Below are 16218 nucleotides of genomic sequence, written 5' to 3' on the forward strand. Positions count from 1 at the left end.
CATTCTTCTTATCAGTAAATACCTTTTTTAATTTAGCGGCTCGCACTAGTCGGACAAATATTCTACTTTCGTTTAATAGGCATCACCATTCGGAAAATATCTCGACCAATTTTTCCAGCAGTATGAATTGGAAGAATTCCGAAATTCGGCTTTTGCTCGGGTTAACTATTTGTTAATCCAGTACCTTATCACATTGCTAAAAAGGGGGGTGGGCACCGAAAGTTTGAAAAAAACACTTCCTATTAAACTACTTCCCCTTTGAAAAATATCGAATTTTTTGCTTAGAAGGGCATCAAGTCAGGAATGTGTTATTTAAATATGGTAAAATTTAAGTGAATTTGGATATCAATTATAGTGACCTAAATTATTAAAGCCTCCTTTATTGGAGGCTTTTTGAGTTTTCGAGACATTTTGGAAGTAATTTTTATCATTTATCTAGAAAATCAATTGGAAGTTAAAAGCAAAAACTGTGTTCTTCTTACCTGCACTTGAATAATACGTTGTGTTCTTCTGGTGGTTACATGGTATTCCTTTAGCGTCAATTATATTGAAATTTTTATTAAACCGTTAGTTTATATATAATCTTCCAAATATACTTCTAAGTGGAGAAAAGGAATTATGTTGTCTTTTAACGTCTGAATCTGTCATTTGAATATATTTACGAACCATTGACATATCACTATGCCCTAATATCTTTTGTAAAGAAAATGGGTCACCGCCATTCATAATATAGAATAGTGCACCTGTATGTCTAAAAGTGTGAGGCGATACTCTTTTATTAGATATACCAGCCATTTCACCTAATTCTGTTAGTCTTCTTCTCCATGTATTACTAAGAATTTCTCTACCATCATACGAAACAAATAGATATTTACTGCAAAAGTCATCCGACTCCCTCATATATTCTTCAAGAAGATTAATTGTTTTTGTTGATATTGGTACGCTTCTACTACGCTTAGTCTTCGTTTCATGCGGTTCCAATTTGATGTACCCACTCTTTAAATCCACATTACTTCTCCCCATATTAAGAAGTTCTGATATTCTTACCATCGTATCTAATAATACATAGATCATCACTTTATCACGAAAACCAACAAACCTTGAATCATCAATTTGGTTCAGCAACGCTTTTATTTCAGCTGGTGTAAAGGATTGGATTTCATCTTCTGGAGTTTTAATAGGCTTAAATTTTTCGTGAATAGGTATTTCAATCCATCCTTCTTGATAACAGTGTCGTAAGAAAGCACGATTTGTTCTGATCCGTAAATTAACAGTAGTCGGTTTTAAACCTTGGTCATTAAGCATATAGCCAATATAATTTCGAACAAATCAACAGTAACTTCTTCGTTAGGAACATCCTCACCTAAGTAATCATTCAGATAATGAAAATGTTCATAATAGCCTTGGATCGTAGGCTTTGCCAAACCCTCTGTTTGTTTGAAGGTCATAAATCGCTCAAACATTTCAAACAGAGTCATCTTTTGTTCAATTTGTTTGAGCCGTTTAATGTTCTGAGTGCTTCTTGAACCTTTTCGTTGAGTTTTCCTGGCCGTTTGCATAAAAAAATCCACCCTTCTTTCAAGAAATTGGTGGATTTGACACACTAGTACACACAAAATCAATCGCACTAGTACTATGTAATTATAAGAAAAAATACTGGTGACTTTTTACTCTTAACTCACTGTTCAAATAGCCGGTAAAACAGAGCTTTAAAACAGTCGAAACCCTTGATATAATTGAGTTTGGTTGGCGGGACTGCGTGGGAATCGAACCCACCAGACCTGGCACGCAGGTCTCAAGCAGTTTTGAAGACTGTGGAGGACACCAGTACCCCATTCAGCCCCATAATAATATTTTGAAAAAGTTTATATCACTTGTAACCATAATACAATGGAATATAGTAAAAAATCAATAGTACCAAGGATATTGTCATTTTTCCGACAATTTTTGCAATCCAATATGAAGACGGCAGTTCCCTTGATCATAAAGGTCGAGACTTGTCTTTTAGCCTCATTACAGACTATAATAAATAGATGAAAATAGTATTATGTAGGTGAATTCTATGCAACTAACAGGTTGGTTTCTATGGTTTATATTAATATGGATTTTTGCCTTTGCCGGGGCCATGGCGATTGGCGGATTTTTTATGTTTCGTAAGTTTCTTAAGAGAATGCCAAAAGACGATGGCAAATCGGCAATGGACTGGGAAGAGTATTATGTGAACGAATCCCGTCATTTGTGGGGGGACGAGGAGAAAGCGCTTCTTGAAGATTTAGTCAGTCCCGTTCCCGAATTATTCCGTGATGTTGCACGACATAAAATAGCTGGTAAGATTGGCGAGATTGCCCTTCGTGAAAAGGTAACAAAAATTACAGAAGAACTCGTGATCCGAGGCTATATTCAAGCAACTCCAAAGAGAGATCAAAAATTTTTACGAAAAAAGCTTTTTGAAAATCGAATTGATGTCGCTCCCTACGAGCACCTATTCTAAACCGTCCAATTTTTGGCGGTTTTTTTTCATAAAATTGGTTATCTTAGTTAGGGAGTCTATATTGAGGTGAAATAATGGATGGCGACAAAGAGGCACAAGGTATTTAATCTATTGATAATATTGATTCCCTGGATGTCATTGTTATTTATAGGAAAGCGCAATATAAGACGTTTTGCCTTTTCCGGAGTTTTTATCGTTATTTTTGAAATCATAAATCATTTGTATGGGCATAAGAGGAATTGGTGGAAGTTTTACGATAAACGTAAATCATTTATAAGGGATGAGCTCCCTTTTAGTGTCGGCCCTTATATGCCGCTCTCCATTTGGCTGCTTAAATTATCTTACGGAAACTTTAAAAAATTCATCTTGCTTAATTTAATCTCAGATGGCGCTTTTGCGTTCTTTTTCATTGATGTTCTTAAAAAGCTTAAAATTATCAGTCTAAATCGCATAAATCATCTTCAGTTCTTTTTCTATTTACACTATAAAGCCTATATCTTATATGGAGTACAGTATTTGTCTGATAAAATCAAAAGATATCGCTATTAAAAAACACTCAGAGCTATTGCCCTGAGCGTTTTCAATACTTATTTCAGAGTTGACTATGAATCTGTTTATGGAGCTTCTTATAATCCAGATACATGGCAACCCGCCAAGGAACAATCATACTAAATGCTAGAAGGAAGAACATACCGCTCAGTTCTCCAAAATCGATTGTCGTACTTAAAATCGATTTTAAAGCTAATCTCACAACCAATAAACCAACTAGAATGTACATAAATGCTTTTGAGCGTTTAAGATAAATCTCATTTTCGCGAATCTCAAATTTTGAGGTTTTTATTAACAGGATGGAAAACAGCATTCCTACAATGACTACCTCTACGATTTCCATAGGGGTTAACCGAAATTCCGGCACCACATACATAAGTGCTCCACTAGACATAAACACTGGAGGCAGAATAATCTTCATTCCATTTGTAGGTTTCTTTGCCGCCTTCATCCGGACAAATAAAGCAAATATCCCCATAAATACCGCACCGATTGAAGAAACAACAACAAAGTTCATAGGTACCATCCCCTAATTCCTTAATTCAAGGTAAAATTCATAATCTATATTGTTTAAAAGCCTGTAAATCCGCCAAACATACCTGAGAAAATCGCAATGATTTTGGTCATCCAGTCAAAGAAAAGAACAATCCCCATAACAATCATGAGATAACCGCCGATTTTAACAATCATTCCGCTATTTTTGCGGATCCATTTCATTCTGCCCACAAAGAAAGACATGATTAAAAACGGAATGGCAAACCCGAGTGAGTAGGCGGTCATGTATAAAACACCTGATCCAGGATTAGAAGCAGCAAGTAAAATGACTGATGTTAGAATTGGTCCGGTACATGGAGTCCATCCAGCAGCAAAAGCCATACCTATTAAAATAGAGCCAATAAAGCCAGAAGGTCGGTTTTTGAATTCTAACCGGCGATCCTTCATCAGGAATTCTGGTTTAAAAATACCGACAATTATTAATCCAAAGAGAACAATGAAAATTGCGCCAAGCTGACGAATTAAATCTTTGTATTCCATGAAGAAGCGGCCAACAAACGATGTTCCAAATCCAATGGCAATGAAAATAGCCGAAAAACCGATAAGGAAAAATATCGTATGTAGTAGACTCCTCTTTTGAAGCATGGCATTTTCAGTTTTTAACTCCCCTACTGACATCCCGGTAATATAAGATAGAAAGGCAGGGTAAAGCGGTAGACAGCATGGTGAAATAAAACTTAAAAATCCGGCCCCTAAGGCTAAAAATATATTTACATCCGTCATATTAACACTCCTACTATAGTCGATACTATTTCATTTTAGCAAACCTTACCCCTAAAAGATAATGATTAACATGAATATTTTGTGTCGCTAAGAAATTATTAAACTTCCATCAAAATATTGAATTAAAATGGATATTTTTTTACAAATTGTTTTGTATTAATTCCCATCTTAGGTTATACTAGTAAAACATTGGTAGAGAATTTCCTATCAATTTTTTCTATTAAATGGAGCTTCTCCGGAAAGGACCACGGCTGTGATTAAACAAGAACTAATTGCACTGATTGAAAAAAAACGTGCTGAAATGATACAAGTCGCGGTCACAAACGGCCTGACTTCCTCCATTGCAATTCGCTATAGTCAGGAATTAGACCATCTTCTTAATGAATATAATCGAAAATATATAAAGAAGACTCGCCATGTGGCGAGTCTCTAAATCAGTAATCCTGGCCAATTGCCAGGATTTTTCTTTTTGGCTATGTTAAAAGTTGATTTTATTAATTTTAAATATCTAAATAGGCGGAGAAATTCCGCTTATTTGGTAAAAAACATTAAAAATATCCTAAATAGACGGAAAAATTCCGCCTATTTATAAAAAATACATTAAAATGGGGGATTTTATATAGCATAACCGGAAAATCTCCGCTTATTTTACTTTCGCTGGATACTTAAGTACCAATCAACAAATTTATCTAACAAAGCCTTCATTTTTAATGGATAACATCCTCTAACCGCTCTACTCCTCCATTTTGCAAGAGGAACATTTTGTGGTATAAGCCGCCTTGGGTTAATAGCTCTTGATGTGTGCCTCGTTCCACAATTTCACCTTGGTGCAAAACAAGAATTAAGTTCGCATCCTGAATGGTAGATAATCGGTGGGCGATGGCAATCGTCGTCCGCCCTTCCCGCATTTTGGCTAGAGCTGTTTGGATTGCTTCCTCTGTTTCCGTATCAATATTAGCAGTTGCCTCATCCAATACGAGAATTTTTGGATTCGCTGCAATGGTCCGCGCAAACGCAATTAATTGACGCTGACCACTCGAAAAGGTAGAACCCCTCTCAACCACTTTATGATCATAGGAATCTTCTAATTTTTCAATAAACGTGTGCGCTTGAACAAATTTAGCTGCTGCCTCCACTTGTTCATCTGTTAAAGTATCATTATGCAACGTAATATTGTCCCTCACTGTTCCAAAAAACAAAAACGGATCCTGGAGGACGAGACCCATTTTTTCTCGTAGTTCATCCTTCGAAAAATCACGAATGGATTTACCATCAAGTAAGATATCGCCCTTCTCGTATTCATAAAATCTCATTAATAGATTGATAATGGAACTTTTCCCGCTTCCTGTATGTCCAACCAGAGCCACGGTTTCCCCTGGGTATGCAGTAAAGGATATATTTTTCAGTACATCGCGCTGTCCATCATAGGAAAAAGTTAAATTCTTAAATTCAATTTTCCCCTCTTTAATGGTAAGAGCACTTTCCTCACTTTGCGCAGGTGCCAATTCATCTATATCCAGAATTCTAAAAACACGGGCACCCGCCACAATCGCTTGCTGGTACAAGGATAATCTCATCATCATATTGTTTACCGGTTCAAAGAAACGCTCGAGGTAATTGACAAAAGCGTATAACATACCAATTTCAACCGGGCTATCCAATGATGTAATACCAAAATAATTTAATACGATAATTAATCCCAAAATGAAAATCATATCGACTGCTGGACGCAGTAACAATGCATCGATTTTCAGATTCTTCATTCCCGCATTAAAGTGCTTATCATTGATGTCTTCGAACTCTTTTCGAAGTCTCTTTTCCTGGCGAAATACTTGAATAATACTCATTCCCTGCAGAGATTCACTTAGTTTTGCATTTAATTGGCTTAATCTTTCACGCATATCCAAATAAAAACGAGAACTAAATTTCCGATATAAACTCATGACAAGGAGTATTAAAGGAATAAAAATAAGACAGAAAAATGCCAGTTTTACGTCTAACACAAACATGGTAATCAAAATACCCGTTAGTAAAAACCCGCTTTGGATAAAGGTTGAGAGCACGGTCACAAACATATCTTTTATGGCCTCAGTATCATTTGTCACCCTTGAAACAATACTCCCGGCTGGTGTTTGGTCAAAATACCTTAGACCCAGTGACTGTACCTTCGAAAAAATATCAATCCGAAGCTGTTGGATGATTTTTAAAGCAATCTCCTGAAACTTCACTAATTGAAAAAACATTAAAAATGATTTGATAATTTGGATCCCTAGGTACGTTGCCCCAAGGATTAAAAGGGGCTCAAAAACTAAATTTCCGGGTGTTAGGTAATCATCAATAAAGATTTTTACAAGCAGCGGACCTGCTAATTCTCCCAAAGTAGTCAACAGCAGCAGACTAAATGCAAGGATTAATGTCTTTTTGTGTGGTTTCGTATAGGCCAGCAAGCGAGTTAAAACATTTCGTTGTTCTTGTTTTGTCAGCTGCATTTTTTCTTCCATTTTAATGTCCTCCATGCTCAACCAACTCCTCTAGCTGCTGACGTAAATACATTTCTTTATACCAGCCATCCATTGCCATTAGTTCTTCATGTGTTCCCCTTTCGATGACCTTGCCCTCATCAAGAACAAGAATTAAGTTGGCATGTTGGATAGCACTTAGGCGGTGCGACGTAATGATCGTTGTCTTCCCCTCACGATTCTGCCTTAATGCTGATAGAATCGCCTCTTCAGTCTTTGCATCAACGGCAGATAGCGAATCATCCAGCACTAATACTTCTGGATTCATTAACAGTGCACGCGCAATAGAAATTCTTTGTTTCTGGCCGCCTGATAAAGATACGCCTCTTTCACCAACGACGGTTTCATATCCTTCTGTAAACTGAAGAATATCATTATGAATATTCGCTAGTTTAGCAGCGGCATAGATTTCTTCTCTTGGCGCATTCGGATTCGTGAAGGCAATATTTTCTGCAACCGTTGCGGAAAACAAGAAATGATCCTGAGGAACATACCCAATTGCCTCACGTAATTTCCCAAGCTTATATTCTTGAAGCTGATGGCCTCCAAATGTAATTCCACCTTCATAGTCTTCAAATTCACGAATAAGCAGCTTTAACAGAGTTGTTTTTCCTGCACCCGTTTTTCCAACAATTCCAAGTGTTTCTCCCCTGTTTAGCATAAAAGAAACATCCTTAAGCATCGGTTCTTTTTCACCTGGAAAAGTAAATTTTTCGATCTCATAATAGATACTGCCGCTTGGGACTGCCTCCAACCCAGCTTGCTTATCTGTTATATCCGACTTTTCCCGCAGTAAGGCTGCTACACGGTCATATGAAGCACGCCCGCGTTCAACGATATTAAACAACCAACCGAATGCTAACATCGGCCAAATCAATAGTCCTAAATAAGTCGTAAATGAAATGAGCTCTCCAATCGACAGCTCTCCAGCCAACACATATCTGGAACCAAAAGTAATAGCTAAGAAAAAGGATATTGCTACGATGATAGAAATCGTTGGATCATATAAAGAATCTATTTTGGCAACGACGATATTTTTTTGGACTACATCCTCTGATTGCTTTCTGAAATCCTCAATATCTTCTTTTTCCTGTCCAAACGTCTTAATTACCTTAATTCCCGAAATACTTTCCTGAGTTTTATCATTCAAGGCAGAGAAGGCTTCTTGAGCCTTGTGGAAAGTTCGGTGCAGCATGGTGCCAAACCAATTGGTAAGGAGTGCCATAATAGGCATTGGAATTAAACAAATTAAGGTAAGTTTCCAGCTTATTGTAAAGGCCATTGCTAGAATAACGGTCCCGCCTGTTGAAAGAGAATCGACCAATGTCAAAACGCCTAATCCAGCAGTTTGTTGGATCGCTTGCAGATCATTTGTCGCATGCGCCATCAAATCACCCGTTCTTCGTTTCTGATAAAACGAGGGTGACATATTGGTAAAGTGTCGATATAAAGTATTACGTAACTGTTTGCTTAGCTTTACAGATGAACCAAATATCATAATTCTCCAAAAATATCTCAGAACATACATTCCTAGACCTGCACCCACTAATATGGCCATCCACTCTAGCAGCATGCCTTTGGTCAGTGTCCCTTCATTAATATGGTCGGCAATCACCCCAATAACCTTTGGAGGGACGAGTTGAAGCAGTGCAACGAACAACAAAATTACGATTCCTGATATATATGATTTTTTCTCTTGCTTAAAAAACCAGCCTAAATCTAAAAATACTCTCATTCTCTTTCCCCCGAAGTATCAACTTAACAATTATTATTTTTAAAAAACATTTCACCTTGCCCGAAGGTATATTTTATCAAATTTTAGAAAAAGAATAAAGATTTAGACACCTTTTTTTTCCAATAAAAAGCACTCATTTTTAAAATGAGTGCTAGACATTTCTATCCCTATTATTGGGCTGCTTGTTTCTCAAGTTCTTCTGTGTAAAATACCGCTTTTTCTTCAGATACATTTCTTAATTCATCTACTTCAGCTTTGATTTCATCCGGTACATATTTTACTCTCTTTAAATAATTTACAATGACCGTATAATCCGTTTTTGCGTCATTATAGTTTGTTTCTGTATAGGTCTTTGTTTGGACCTCATTATTTTTGATAAATGCTGAAGCAAGGTAATAGAAATTCTTTTGCTCTTCTGTTTTTAAGGAAATAGCCTCTTTAATAATCGCATCATAATTTTTTTCCACCATTAACTGAGTGAACTTTTCATCTTCTGCTGTTAACTCTTTTTGAGGTTCTTTATCAGCGTTAGTACCCTGTTCTCTCTTATTTTCTTCAGGTGCCGCTGTTTCTTCCTTATCTTGCGTTCCACAAGCAGTTAAAGCTAGAAGTAAAACGAAGATGAGTGATAAAACTTTTTTCATGAGAATTGCTCCTTTTTCTATGTTCTTAATCTTAGCGTAACTAGTATGTACTTATTTAACACGTATTTCAATAGAAAATCTTAATATAAGATTTTTCTAAAAAATCAATATAAAAAAACCACCTTTTCATCCGTGATAAAGTGGTTTTTGTTTTATTTATTATTTACCTTGCTGTTTATTCATGGCTGACATCATTTGGTTAATCTTCTTCTGAGAAGGCTTCATACCCATTTGCATCATCATCATTTTTAGCATTTGCTCATTGATTGGCGGATTTTTCTTTAAGTAATCCATCATATATTTTCGAGCAATGAAAAATCCTAGAGCCACACCAGCTACTAACGCTAGTACAACAACTAGAATCCATAGACCTGTACCCATTAAACTTCCTCCTTCATGTTGTCTACCATACAGTGTACTAAATAAAACAAGAATATACAATATTCTCTTTTAAAAGATTAGACATATTTTCTTTCTTTGATAGGCTTTAACCATCCAAACCGCTGGTGATTAAGGTCTAATGCCATAAACGAAGATTCACATTTTCTAAGCACCTCAAAGAAAATGGTTTCCGCTTCATAGCTGCCCGTTGCCTCAATTGTGATTAAATCCTGGAACACCCTTAATTTAGCTGTACTTAGCTTTCCACTTAACTCTATCAAGTATGTACCATGTTCCGCACGGAAACCCTTCTTTTTTCCAAGTTGTTTTTGAATTAATTGATGGATTTTTAAAACTTCCAATGGTTTTGTTATATAGGATATTTGTTTATTTGTAATAAATTTTAGTTCGCCTTCTGCTTTGTCATGTTCCTGAAAAAGCTTGAAAAACATACGCTCTCTTCCGAAGTAATGGGCGGCAAATTCATCTTCTATTAAATAAAGCTGATAATTCCTCACCACGATCTCTCCTTCGTTGATTACCCTTTCTACCAATTATAAATAATAGCAATCAAAACATTTGTCTTAAGCCGGCAAAAAATAGCACTAATATTGTCGAATACATAAAATATACAAATTTTATTATATCTAACAAATATTTGGACTGTCTGTTAGCCAAGAAAATTCATGTAATCAAAAAAAGAGAACGGCATGTGCCGTTCTCTTTAAGTAGTTCTAATTACTGAAGAAGTGCCTTCACGCGTGCAACTACATTGTTAACACTGAAGCCGTATTCTTCCATAATTTTTTCTCCTGGTGCAGATGCGCCGAATGTATCAATCGCTAATACATCGCCTTCATCACCAGTGTATTTATGCCAGCCCATTGAAGAACCAACTTCAATTCCAAGACGCTTTTTCACATTCTTAGGAAGTACTGTGTTTTTGTATTCCTGAGATTGCTGCTCAAAACGATCCCATGATGGCATGCTTACAACAGAAACATGAACTCCTTCACCAGCTAAAGCTTTTTGTGCTTCAACAGCTAGACTAACCTCTGAACCAGAAGCTAGAATTAGAGCGTCTGGAGTTTCTCTTTCGGAAGGAGAAACCACATAAGCACCTTTGGAGACGCCCTCGTAAGCATTTTTGTCTGTATCTTTAAGAGTTGGTAAATCCTGACGAGTTAACACTAAAGCAGTTGGTTTATTTGTAGACTCAACTGCAAGCTTCCACGCAGCAGCAGTCTCATTACCATCAGCTGGACGAATAATAGAAAGACCTGGCATTGCACGTAAAGCCGCAAGTTGTTCAACAGGCTCGTGTGTAGGTCCATCTTCCCCAACCGCAATACTGTCATGCGTAAATACATACGTAACAGGTAATCCCATGATAGCAGCTAGACGGATAGCAGGACGCAGGTAGTCAGAGAACACGAAGAAAGTTCCTCCGAAAATTTTCACTCCGCCATGTAAGGCGATACCATTCATGGCAGCACCCATTGCAAATTCACGTACACCGAACCAGATATTTCGGTTCTCATAGTTGCCTGGTGCATAATCGCCTGTTCCTTTGATCATGGTTTTATTAGAACCAGCAAGGTCAGCAGAACCACCCATAAAAATAGGTAGATTTTTTGCAATGCCATTTAGAGCTTCACCAGAAGATGCACGGCTAGCTAGGGCTTTGCCTTCACTATATACTGGAATGTCTTTGTCCCAGCCTTCAGGCAATTCATTTCTTAATGCTGCTTCTAATTGATTTGCTAATTCTGGATATTCATTCTTATATTGTGCAAATAAGTCGTTCCATTCTTTTTCCTTCTTCGAACCATTTTCAACGATAAGGTTCTTGAAGTTATCATAAACCTCCTGTGGCACATGGAAATCTTCTTCAAACGTCCATTTATATGCTTCTTTTGTCAGCTTTAATTCTTCTGCTCCAAGTGGAGAGCCATGGACACTAGAAGTTCCAGCGCGGTTTGGAGAACCATAACCAATCACAGTTCTAACTTCAATCATAGTTGGACGATCTAAATCGTTTCTAGCTTCTTCTAAAGCCTTTGCGATTTCTGCTAAATTGTTGCCGTCCTCTACTCGAAGGTATTGCCAGCCGTATGATAAGAAACGGTTCTTAACACTTTCAGAGAAGGATTTATTTAAATCACCATCTAATGAAATATCATTGGAATCGTATAAAACAACTAAACGTCCAAGTTTTAAATGTCCAGCTAGAGAAGCCGCCTCTGCTGATACACCTTCCATTAAGTCTCCATCACCACAAATACTATATGTATAATGGTTTACAATTTCGAAATTCTCTTTATTATAGACGCTAGCTGTATGACGTTCTGCCATTGCCATACCAACAGCCATAGCAATACCTTGTCCAAGTGGACCTGTTGTTGCTTCGACTCCTTCAGTGTGTTTATACTCTGGATGTCCAGGAGTTTTACTTCCCCACTGACGGAATTGTTTTAAGTCTTCCATTGACAGATTGTAACCGGATAAATGAAGCATGCTGTATAATAAAGCAGAGCCATGGCCTGCAGATAATACAAATCTGTCACGGTTAAACCACTCTGGATTTTTTGGATTATGGTTCATAAAACGAGTCCATAATGCGTAAGTCATTGGTGCAGCACCCATTGGCAAACCTGGATGCCCTGAATTTGCTTTTTCGATCATATCAATCGATAGCGTACGAATAGATGTTACGGACAAATCATCAATAGTTTCAAACATGTAAATAATCACTCCTGTTTCAATAGGATAATAATAACACCCTTAATATTATAGTTCAGCGGGCATTAATTCAACAATTAATTTGATTACTAAACAAATTAATTTACCTTCATTTTATTATTTTTACACACAAAGGGAGACAATATGTAAATAGGAAAAACAAAAAGTTTTTCCATTTGATTAATGAAGATTATATTTTTTTCTATCTTTTATCTTTTTAGGTGTTACATCTTTACCTTCTGGATCAATAAAAGTTGTATTTGTTAATGTATCTAGCATAGAGCTGCGGAAAGTGGTTAAATACTCACTTCTTAGTTTTGATTGTTCCTTTGCTTCTGCTTCTGTTAATCCAGTTGCTTTGGCTTTTCTGGCTAGTTCATTGATTCTAGCCATTTTTTCTTTTGAGAGCATGTAAAACCCGCCTTTCGAATATCTTCGCAAAAATTGATTTTACTAAAAAAAAGACCATCTGACAAGGCAAATGGTCTATTGTTCCTCTGACTCAATAGATTCTTGGAATTCTTGATAACGTCTGTGAACAGTTGCTTTTGATATAGTATATCCAAAACCCCTTAATGTAGCAGCTATCTCTGCAAACGTTAACTTGTTTTTTCGAAGCCGGATAATCTCCTCAACCGGAACCTCTATTTTCTCTCTGCCTGAATTCGACTCGAGGTTTTTTAGATTTTTCTCAGGCTTATACCCTTGAGCAACTGCTCTTTTCATTCCCCTCTTAATCTTAATATTATGTAGCTTTCTCTGGTATTCCTCTACCATTCCTACGATTTTTAATACCATTGAATCACTTTCAGACAGTTGCAGCTCACCATTATGAGAAATGCTATAAAGCTTTACTTCTTCTTTTAATATACAGTGCAAGAGAGCAATTTTCGCATTTCCTCTTCCCAGTCTTGTCTCATCCTGAATTAGCACAGCCTGTATCGTTTTTTCTTTCAATATATCTAATAACTCTAAGATCCCATCTCGTTCTAGGTCATAACCGCTGGCTTGCTCTCTAATTATCGAGACAACATTGAAACGATGCTGACTGGCAAGCTGTACAAGTTCCTCTTCCTGACGTTTTAATGAGGTTTCCTGGGTTTCTTTGTTGGTACTAACTCGGCAGTATATTATTGCATTCATCATCTGACTTTTACTCTCCAGCTGCACTTGCATATTCAGTTAAAGAACCTACTTCATAGTTTACAGGGATGATAATTTCTTCACCCGGATAAATTCTATCTCCTTCTATTTCGTTATGCTGTTTAACCCAACTGATAAATTCGGTATTTGAGTAAGAATGAAGTTCAGAATATTGGTTGGAGATTTCCCAAAGGGAGTCGCCTTCAAATACGGTAATTGTCAAGAACTTTTCTTCTACATTCGAATTAAAACGTATTGATAAAATAAAACTTAATGTACAGCTCAAGATAATAAGTACTATTGCAAAAGAGTATTTTTCCCATAAATTTTTCATCATATAACCCCTATTCAGAATGTATGTTCGTTTATATGTTTTCATTATAATCCGAACATTTGTTTGTTGTCAACAAAAATTCGAACTTATGTTTGTATAAAAAATACCAACATGCTATAATAAATTTAATAATTAAATAGGGCGAGGTGTATCTTATTATGACAAAAATATCTAAGCGACAGCAGGATATCCTTGAATTTATCAAAGGGGAAGTAAAGAAGAAGGGCTATCCACCATCCGTAAGAGAAATTGGAGAAGCAGTAGGACTTGCTTCAAGTTCTACCGTTCATGGTCATTTAGCACGTTTGGAAAGCAAAGGACTAATTCGAAGAGATCCAACAAAACCAAGAGCAATTGAAATACTAGAATCGGATGCAATTGCAAATATCCCAAGAAATAATGTTGTTAACGTGCCGATTGTAGGTAAAGTTACTGCCGGACTTCCTATTACCGCTATTGAGAATGTAGAAGAGTTCTTTCCGCTACCTGAGAGTCTAGCACCAGCAGATGAACAAGTTTTTATGCTAGAAATCATGGGTGAGAGTATGATAGAAGCCGGAATTCTCGATGGAGATTACGTAATCGTGAGACAGCAGCAAACTGCGAACAATGGAGATATCGTTGTCGCCATGACAGAAGAAGACGAAGCGACATGTAAGAGATTCTTCAAAGAAAAAGATTTCATTCGCTTGCAGCCTGAAAATTCTACAATGGATCCGATAATTTTGAGAAATGTATCTATTCTGGGGAAAGTTATTGGGGTTTATCGTCATATACATTAATCATTTGGGAGCAGCCACGTTTGTGGCTGCTCTTTTTTATTTGGTGTTGTTATTGATTATTAAGACGGGAATTAATAAGAGACCTCCAGTTGTATAGGCCACAATCTCGAGGTGATTCTTACCTTAATTGTAAATTTCCAGTTTTACGGGCACAATCATGGCGTGATTCTTACCTTAATTGAAGAATATCACTTTTACGGGGCACAATGGTGAAACAATCCACTTACATTAACAAAAAACAACCCAGTATGGACTATATCCACACTGGGTTTGAGTATTTTAGTACATGCTCAAATACTGGTCGCGTTCCCAAGGGTGTACTACTGTGCGGAACATATCCCACTCAATCTCTTTTGCTTCAACAAAGTGTTCGAAGATGTGCTCTCCTAAACCTGCAACAATCACTTCATCAGCCTTTAATTGTTCTAAAGCTTCTGCTAGAGTTGCTGGAAGATCGAGGATCCCTTCTTCAATTCTTTCTTCCTTACTCATTACATAGATGTTACGGTCAACTGGAGCAGGAGGAGTCATTTTATTTTTAATTCCATCTAAACCAGCTTTTAATAGTACAGCCATCGCCAGGTATGGGTTAGCGGCTGGGTCAACGCTTCTTACTTCTACACGAGTGCTTAATCCGCGAGAAGATGGAATACGAATTAATGGTGAACGGTTTCTAGCAGACCAAGCAACATAGCAAGGTGCTTCATAGCCAGGAACCAGACGCTTATAAGAGTTTACTGTCGGATTGGTAATAGCTGTAAAGTTCGGTGAATGCTTAAGGATACCAGCGATAAATTGACGAGCTGTATCACTCATTTCAAGGTCGCCTGTTGGCTCATAGAATGCGTTTTTGCCATTGGTAAATAATGAAAGATTCATGTGCATTCCAGATCCATTCACTCCGTATAATGGTTTTGGCATGAACGTCGCATGTAAGCCGTGTTTACGAGCAATTGTTTTAACTACTAATTTGAATGTTTGAATTTGGTCACATGCTGTTAAAGCATCAGCATACTTAAAGTCGATTTCGTGCTGACCTGGTGCTACTTCATGGTGAGAAGCTTCAATTTCAAAGCCCATTTCTTCTAACTCTAGTACGATATCACGACGGCAGTTTTCACCTAAATCAGTTGGAGCTAGATCGAAGTATCCGCCTTGGTCGTTCAATTCTAATGAAGGCTCACCTTTTTCGTCTAATTTAAATAAGAAGAATTCAGGCTCAGGTCCTAAGTTAAAGTCTGTAAATCCTAGTTCTTCCATTTCTTTTAATACTCTTCTTAAGTTACTTCGTGGATCGCCATCAAATGGTTTTCCTTCTGGAGTGTAGATATCACAGATTAAACGAGCAACTTTTCCTTTTTCAGCTGTCCACGGGAATACTACCCAAGTATTTAAATCAGGAACAAGGTGCATATCAGATTCTTCAATACGCACAAATCCTTCGATAGATGAACCATCAAACATCATTTTATTATCTAATGCCTTTTCTAATTGGCTGACTGGAATCTCTACATTTTTAATCGTTCCTAAAATATCAGTAAACTGCAACCGAATAAACTTAACATTTTCTTCTTGTGCTAACTGCTTAATATCTTCTCTTGTATACTTTGCCATCCTTAT

Annotated in this window: 18 protein-coding genes and 1 tRNA gene; 4 read left to right on the forward strand and 15 right to left on the reverse strand. The window is 37.0% G+C overall.

Annotation, left to right across the window (positions count from 1 at the left end):
* Positions 1–567: 567 nt before the first annotated feature.
* The 3 genes from V7108_RS04085 to V7108_RS04095 form a co-directional block, all read right to left on the reverse strand.
* Positions 568–1305, reverse strand: a complete 738-nt coding sequence (locus tag V7108_RS04085; protein WP_335567418.1) for a tyrosine-type recombinase/integrase — start codon at positions 1303–1305, stop codon at positions 568–570.
* Positions 1284–1559, reverse strand: a complete 276-nt coding sequence (locus tag V7108_RS04090; protein WP_335567419.1) for a hypothetical protein — start codon at positions 1557–1559, stop codon at positions 1284–1286. Before V7108_RS04090 ends, V7108_RS04085 begins: the two co-directional genes overlap by 22 nt.
* A 188-nt stretch (positions 1560–1747) precedes the next feature.
* Positions 1748–1844, reverse strand: a tRNA-Sec gene (locus V7108_RS04095).
* A 218-nt stretch (positions 1845–2062) separates the two neighbouring features.
* Here V7108_RS04095 and V7108_RS04100 point away from each other — a divergent pair.
* The gene (locus V7108_RS04100; RefSeq protein ID WP_335514928.1) at positions 2063–2491 is read left to right on the forward strand and encodes a DUF2621 domain-containing protein; all 429 of its coding nucleotides are present in this window, start codon (positions 2063–2065) and stop codon (positions 2489–2491) included.
* A gap of 78 nt (positions 2492–2569) precedes the next feature.
* Positions 2570–3040 (forward strand): hypothetical protein, encoded by a 471-nt coding sequence (locus tag V7108_RS04105; protein WP_335514926.1) that lies wholly within the window; start codon positions 2570–2572, stop codon positions 3038–3040.
* A gap of 43 nt (positions 3041–3083) precedes the next feature.
* Here V7108_RS04105 and V7108_RS04110 read toward each other — a convergent pair whose 3' ends face one another.
* Positions 3084–3557: a CcdC family protein gene (locus V7108_RS04110; RefSeq protein ID WP_335514924.1), complete on the reverse strand. Its 474-nt coding sequence runs from the start codon at positions 3555–3557 to the stop codon at positions 3084–3086.
* A 53-nt stretch (positions 3558–3610) separates the two neighbouring features.
* A complete protein-coding gene (locus V7108_RS04115; RefSeq protein WP_335514921.1) occupies positions 3611–4318 on the reverse strand; it encodes a cytochrome c biogenesis CcdA family protein in 708 nt (235 codons plus the stop codon).
* A 253-nt stretch (positions 4319–4571) separates the two neighbouring features.
* On the opposite strand from V7108_RS04115, the gene V7108_RS04120 reads away from it, so the two are divergent.
* Positions 4572–4751, forward strand: a complete 180-nt coding sequence (locus V7108_RS04120) for an aspartyl-phosphate phosphatase Spo0E family protein (protein WP_335514918.1) — start codon at positions 4572–4574, stop codon at positions 4749–4751.
* Positions 4752–5025: 274 nt separating this feature from the next.
* Here the strand turns inward: V7108_RS04120 and V7108_RS04125 are convergent, their stop codons facing one another.
* From V7108_RS04125 to yneA, 9 genes are all read right to left on the reverse strand, one after another.
* Entirely contained in the window at positions 5026–6819 is a 1794-nt protein-coding gene (locus V7108_RS04125) for an ABC transporter ATP-binding protein (protein WP_335514915.1), read from the reverse strand.
* 1 nt (position 6820) lies between these two features.
* Positions 6821–8572 carry an ABC transporter transmembrane domain-containing protein gene (locus V7108_RS04130; RefSeq protein ID WP_335514912.1) on the reverse strand — a complete coding sequence of 584 codons (1752 nt, stop codon included), beginning with the start codon at positions 8570–8572 and terminating at the stop codon, positions 6821–6823.
* A gap of 170 nt (positions 8573–8742) precedes the next feature.
* A complete protein-coding gene (locus tag V7108_RS04135) occupies positions 8743–9216 on the reverse strand; it encodes a hypothetical protein (RefSeq protein WP_335514909.1) in 474 nt (157 codons plus the stop codon).
* A gap of 159 nt (positions 9217–9375) precedes the next feature.
* Positions 9376–9597: a YneF family protein gene (locus V7108_RS04140; protein ID WP_251630748.1), complete on the reverse strand. Its 222-nt coding sequence runs from the start codon at positions 9595–9597 to the stop codon at positions 9376–9378.
* Positions 9598–9674: 77 nt separating this feature from the next.
* A complete protein-coding gene (gene sirA, locus V7108_RS04145) occupies positions 9675–10115 on the reverse strand; it encodes a sporulation inhibitor of replication protein SirA (protein WP_335514905.1) in 441 nt (146 codons plus the stop codon).
* Between the two features lie 220 nt (positions 10116–10335).
* Complete coding sequence (gene tkt, locus V7108_RS04150) at positions 10336–12339, reverse strand: transketolase (RefSeq protein ID WP_335514903.1); 2004 nt, start codon at positions 12337–12339, stop codon at positions 10336–10338.
* A gap of 180 nt (positions 12340–12519) precedes the next feature.
* Positions 12520–12750 carry a DUF896 domain-containing protein gene (locus V7108_RS04155; RefSeq protein ID WP_335567420.1) on the reverse strand — a complete coding sequence of 77 codons (231 nt, stop codon included), beginning with the start codon at positions 12748–12750 and terminating at the stop codon, positions 12520–12522.
* Between the two features lie 75 nt (positions 12751–12825).
* The gene (locus V7108_RS04160) at positions 12826–13482 is read right to left on the reverse strand and encodes a YneB family resolvase-like protein (protein ID WP_335520580.1); all 657 of its coding nucleotides are present in this window, start codon (positions 13480–13482) and stop codon (positions 12826–12828) included.
* A gap of 10 nt (positions 13483–13492) precedes the next feature.
* A complete protein-coding gene (yneA, locus tag V7108_RS04165; RefSeq protein ID WP_335567421.1) occupies positions 13493–13816 on the reverse strand; it encodes a cell division suppressor protein YneA in 324 nt (107 codons plus the stop codon).
* Between the two features lie 158 nt (positions 13817–13974).
* Here yneA and lexA point away from each other — a divergent pair, with 158 nt between their 5' ends.
* Entirely contained in the window at positions 13975–14598 is a 624-nt protein-coding gene (gene lexA / locus V7108_RS04170; protein WP_335567422.1) for a transcriptional repressor LexA, read from the forward strand.
* A gap of 279 nt (positions 14599–14877) precedes the next feature.
* Here lexA and glnA read toward each other — a convergent pair whose 3' ends face one another.
* Entirely contained in the window at positions 14878–16212 is a 1335-nt protein-coding gene (gene glnA, locus V7108_RS04175) for a type I glutamate--ammonia ligase (protein WP_335514120.1), read from the reverse strand.
* Between the last annotated feature and the right edge of the window lie 6 nt (positions 16213–16218).

It is taken from the genome of Neobacillus vireti (genome assembly GCF_036962345.1).
Lineage (GTDB): Bacteria > Bacillota > Bacilli > Bacillales > Cytobacillaceae > Neobacillus > Neobacillus vireti_A.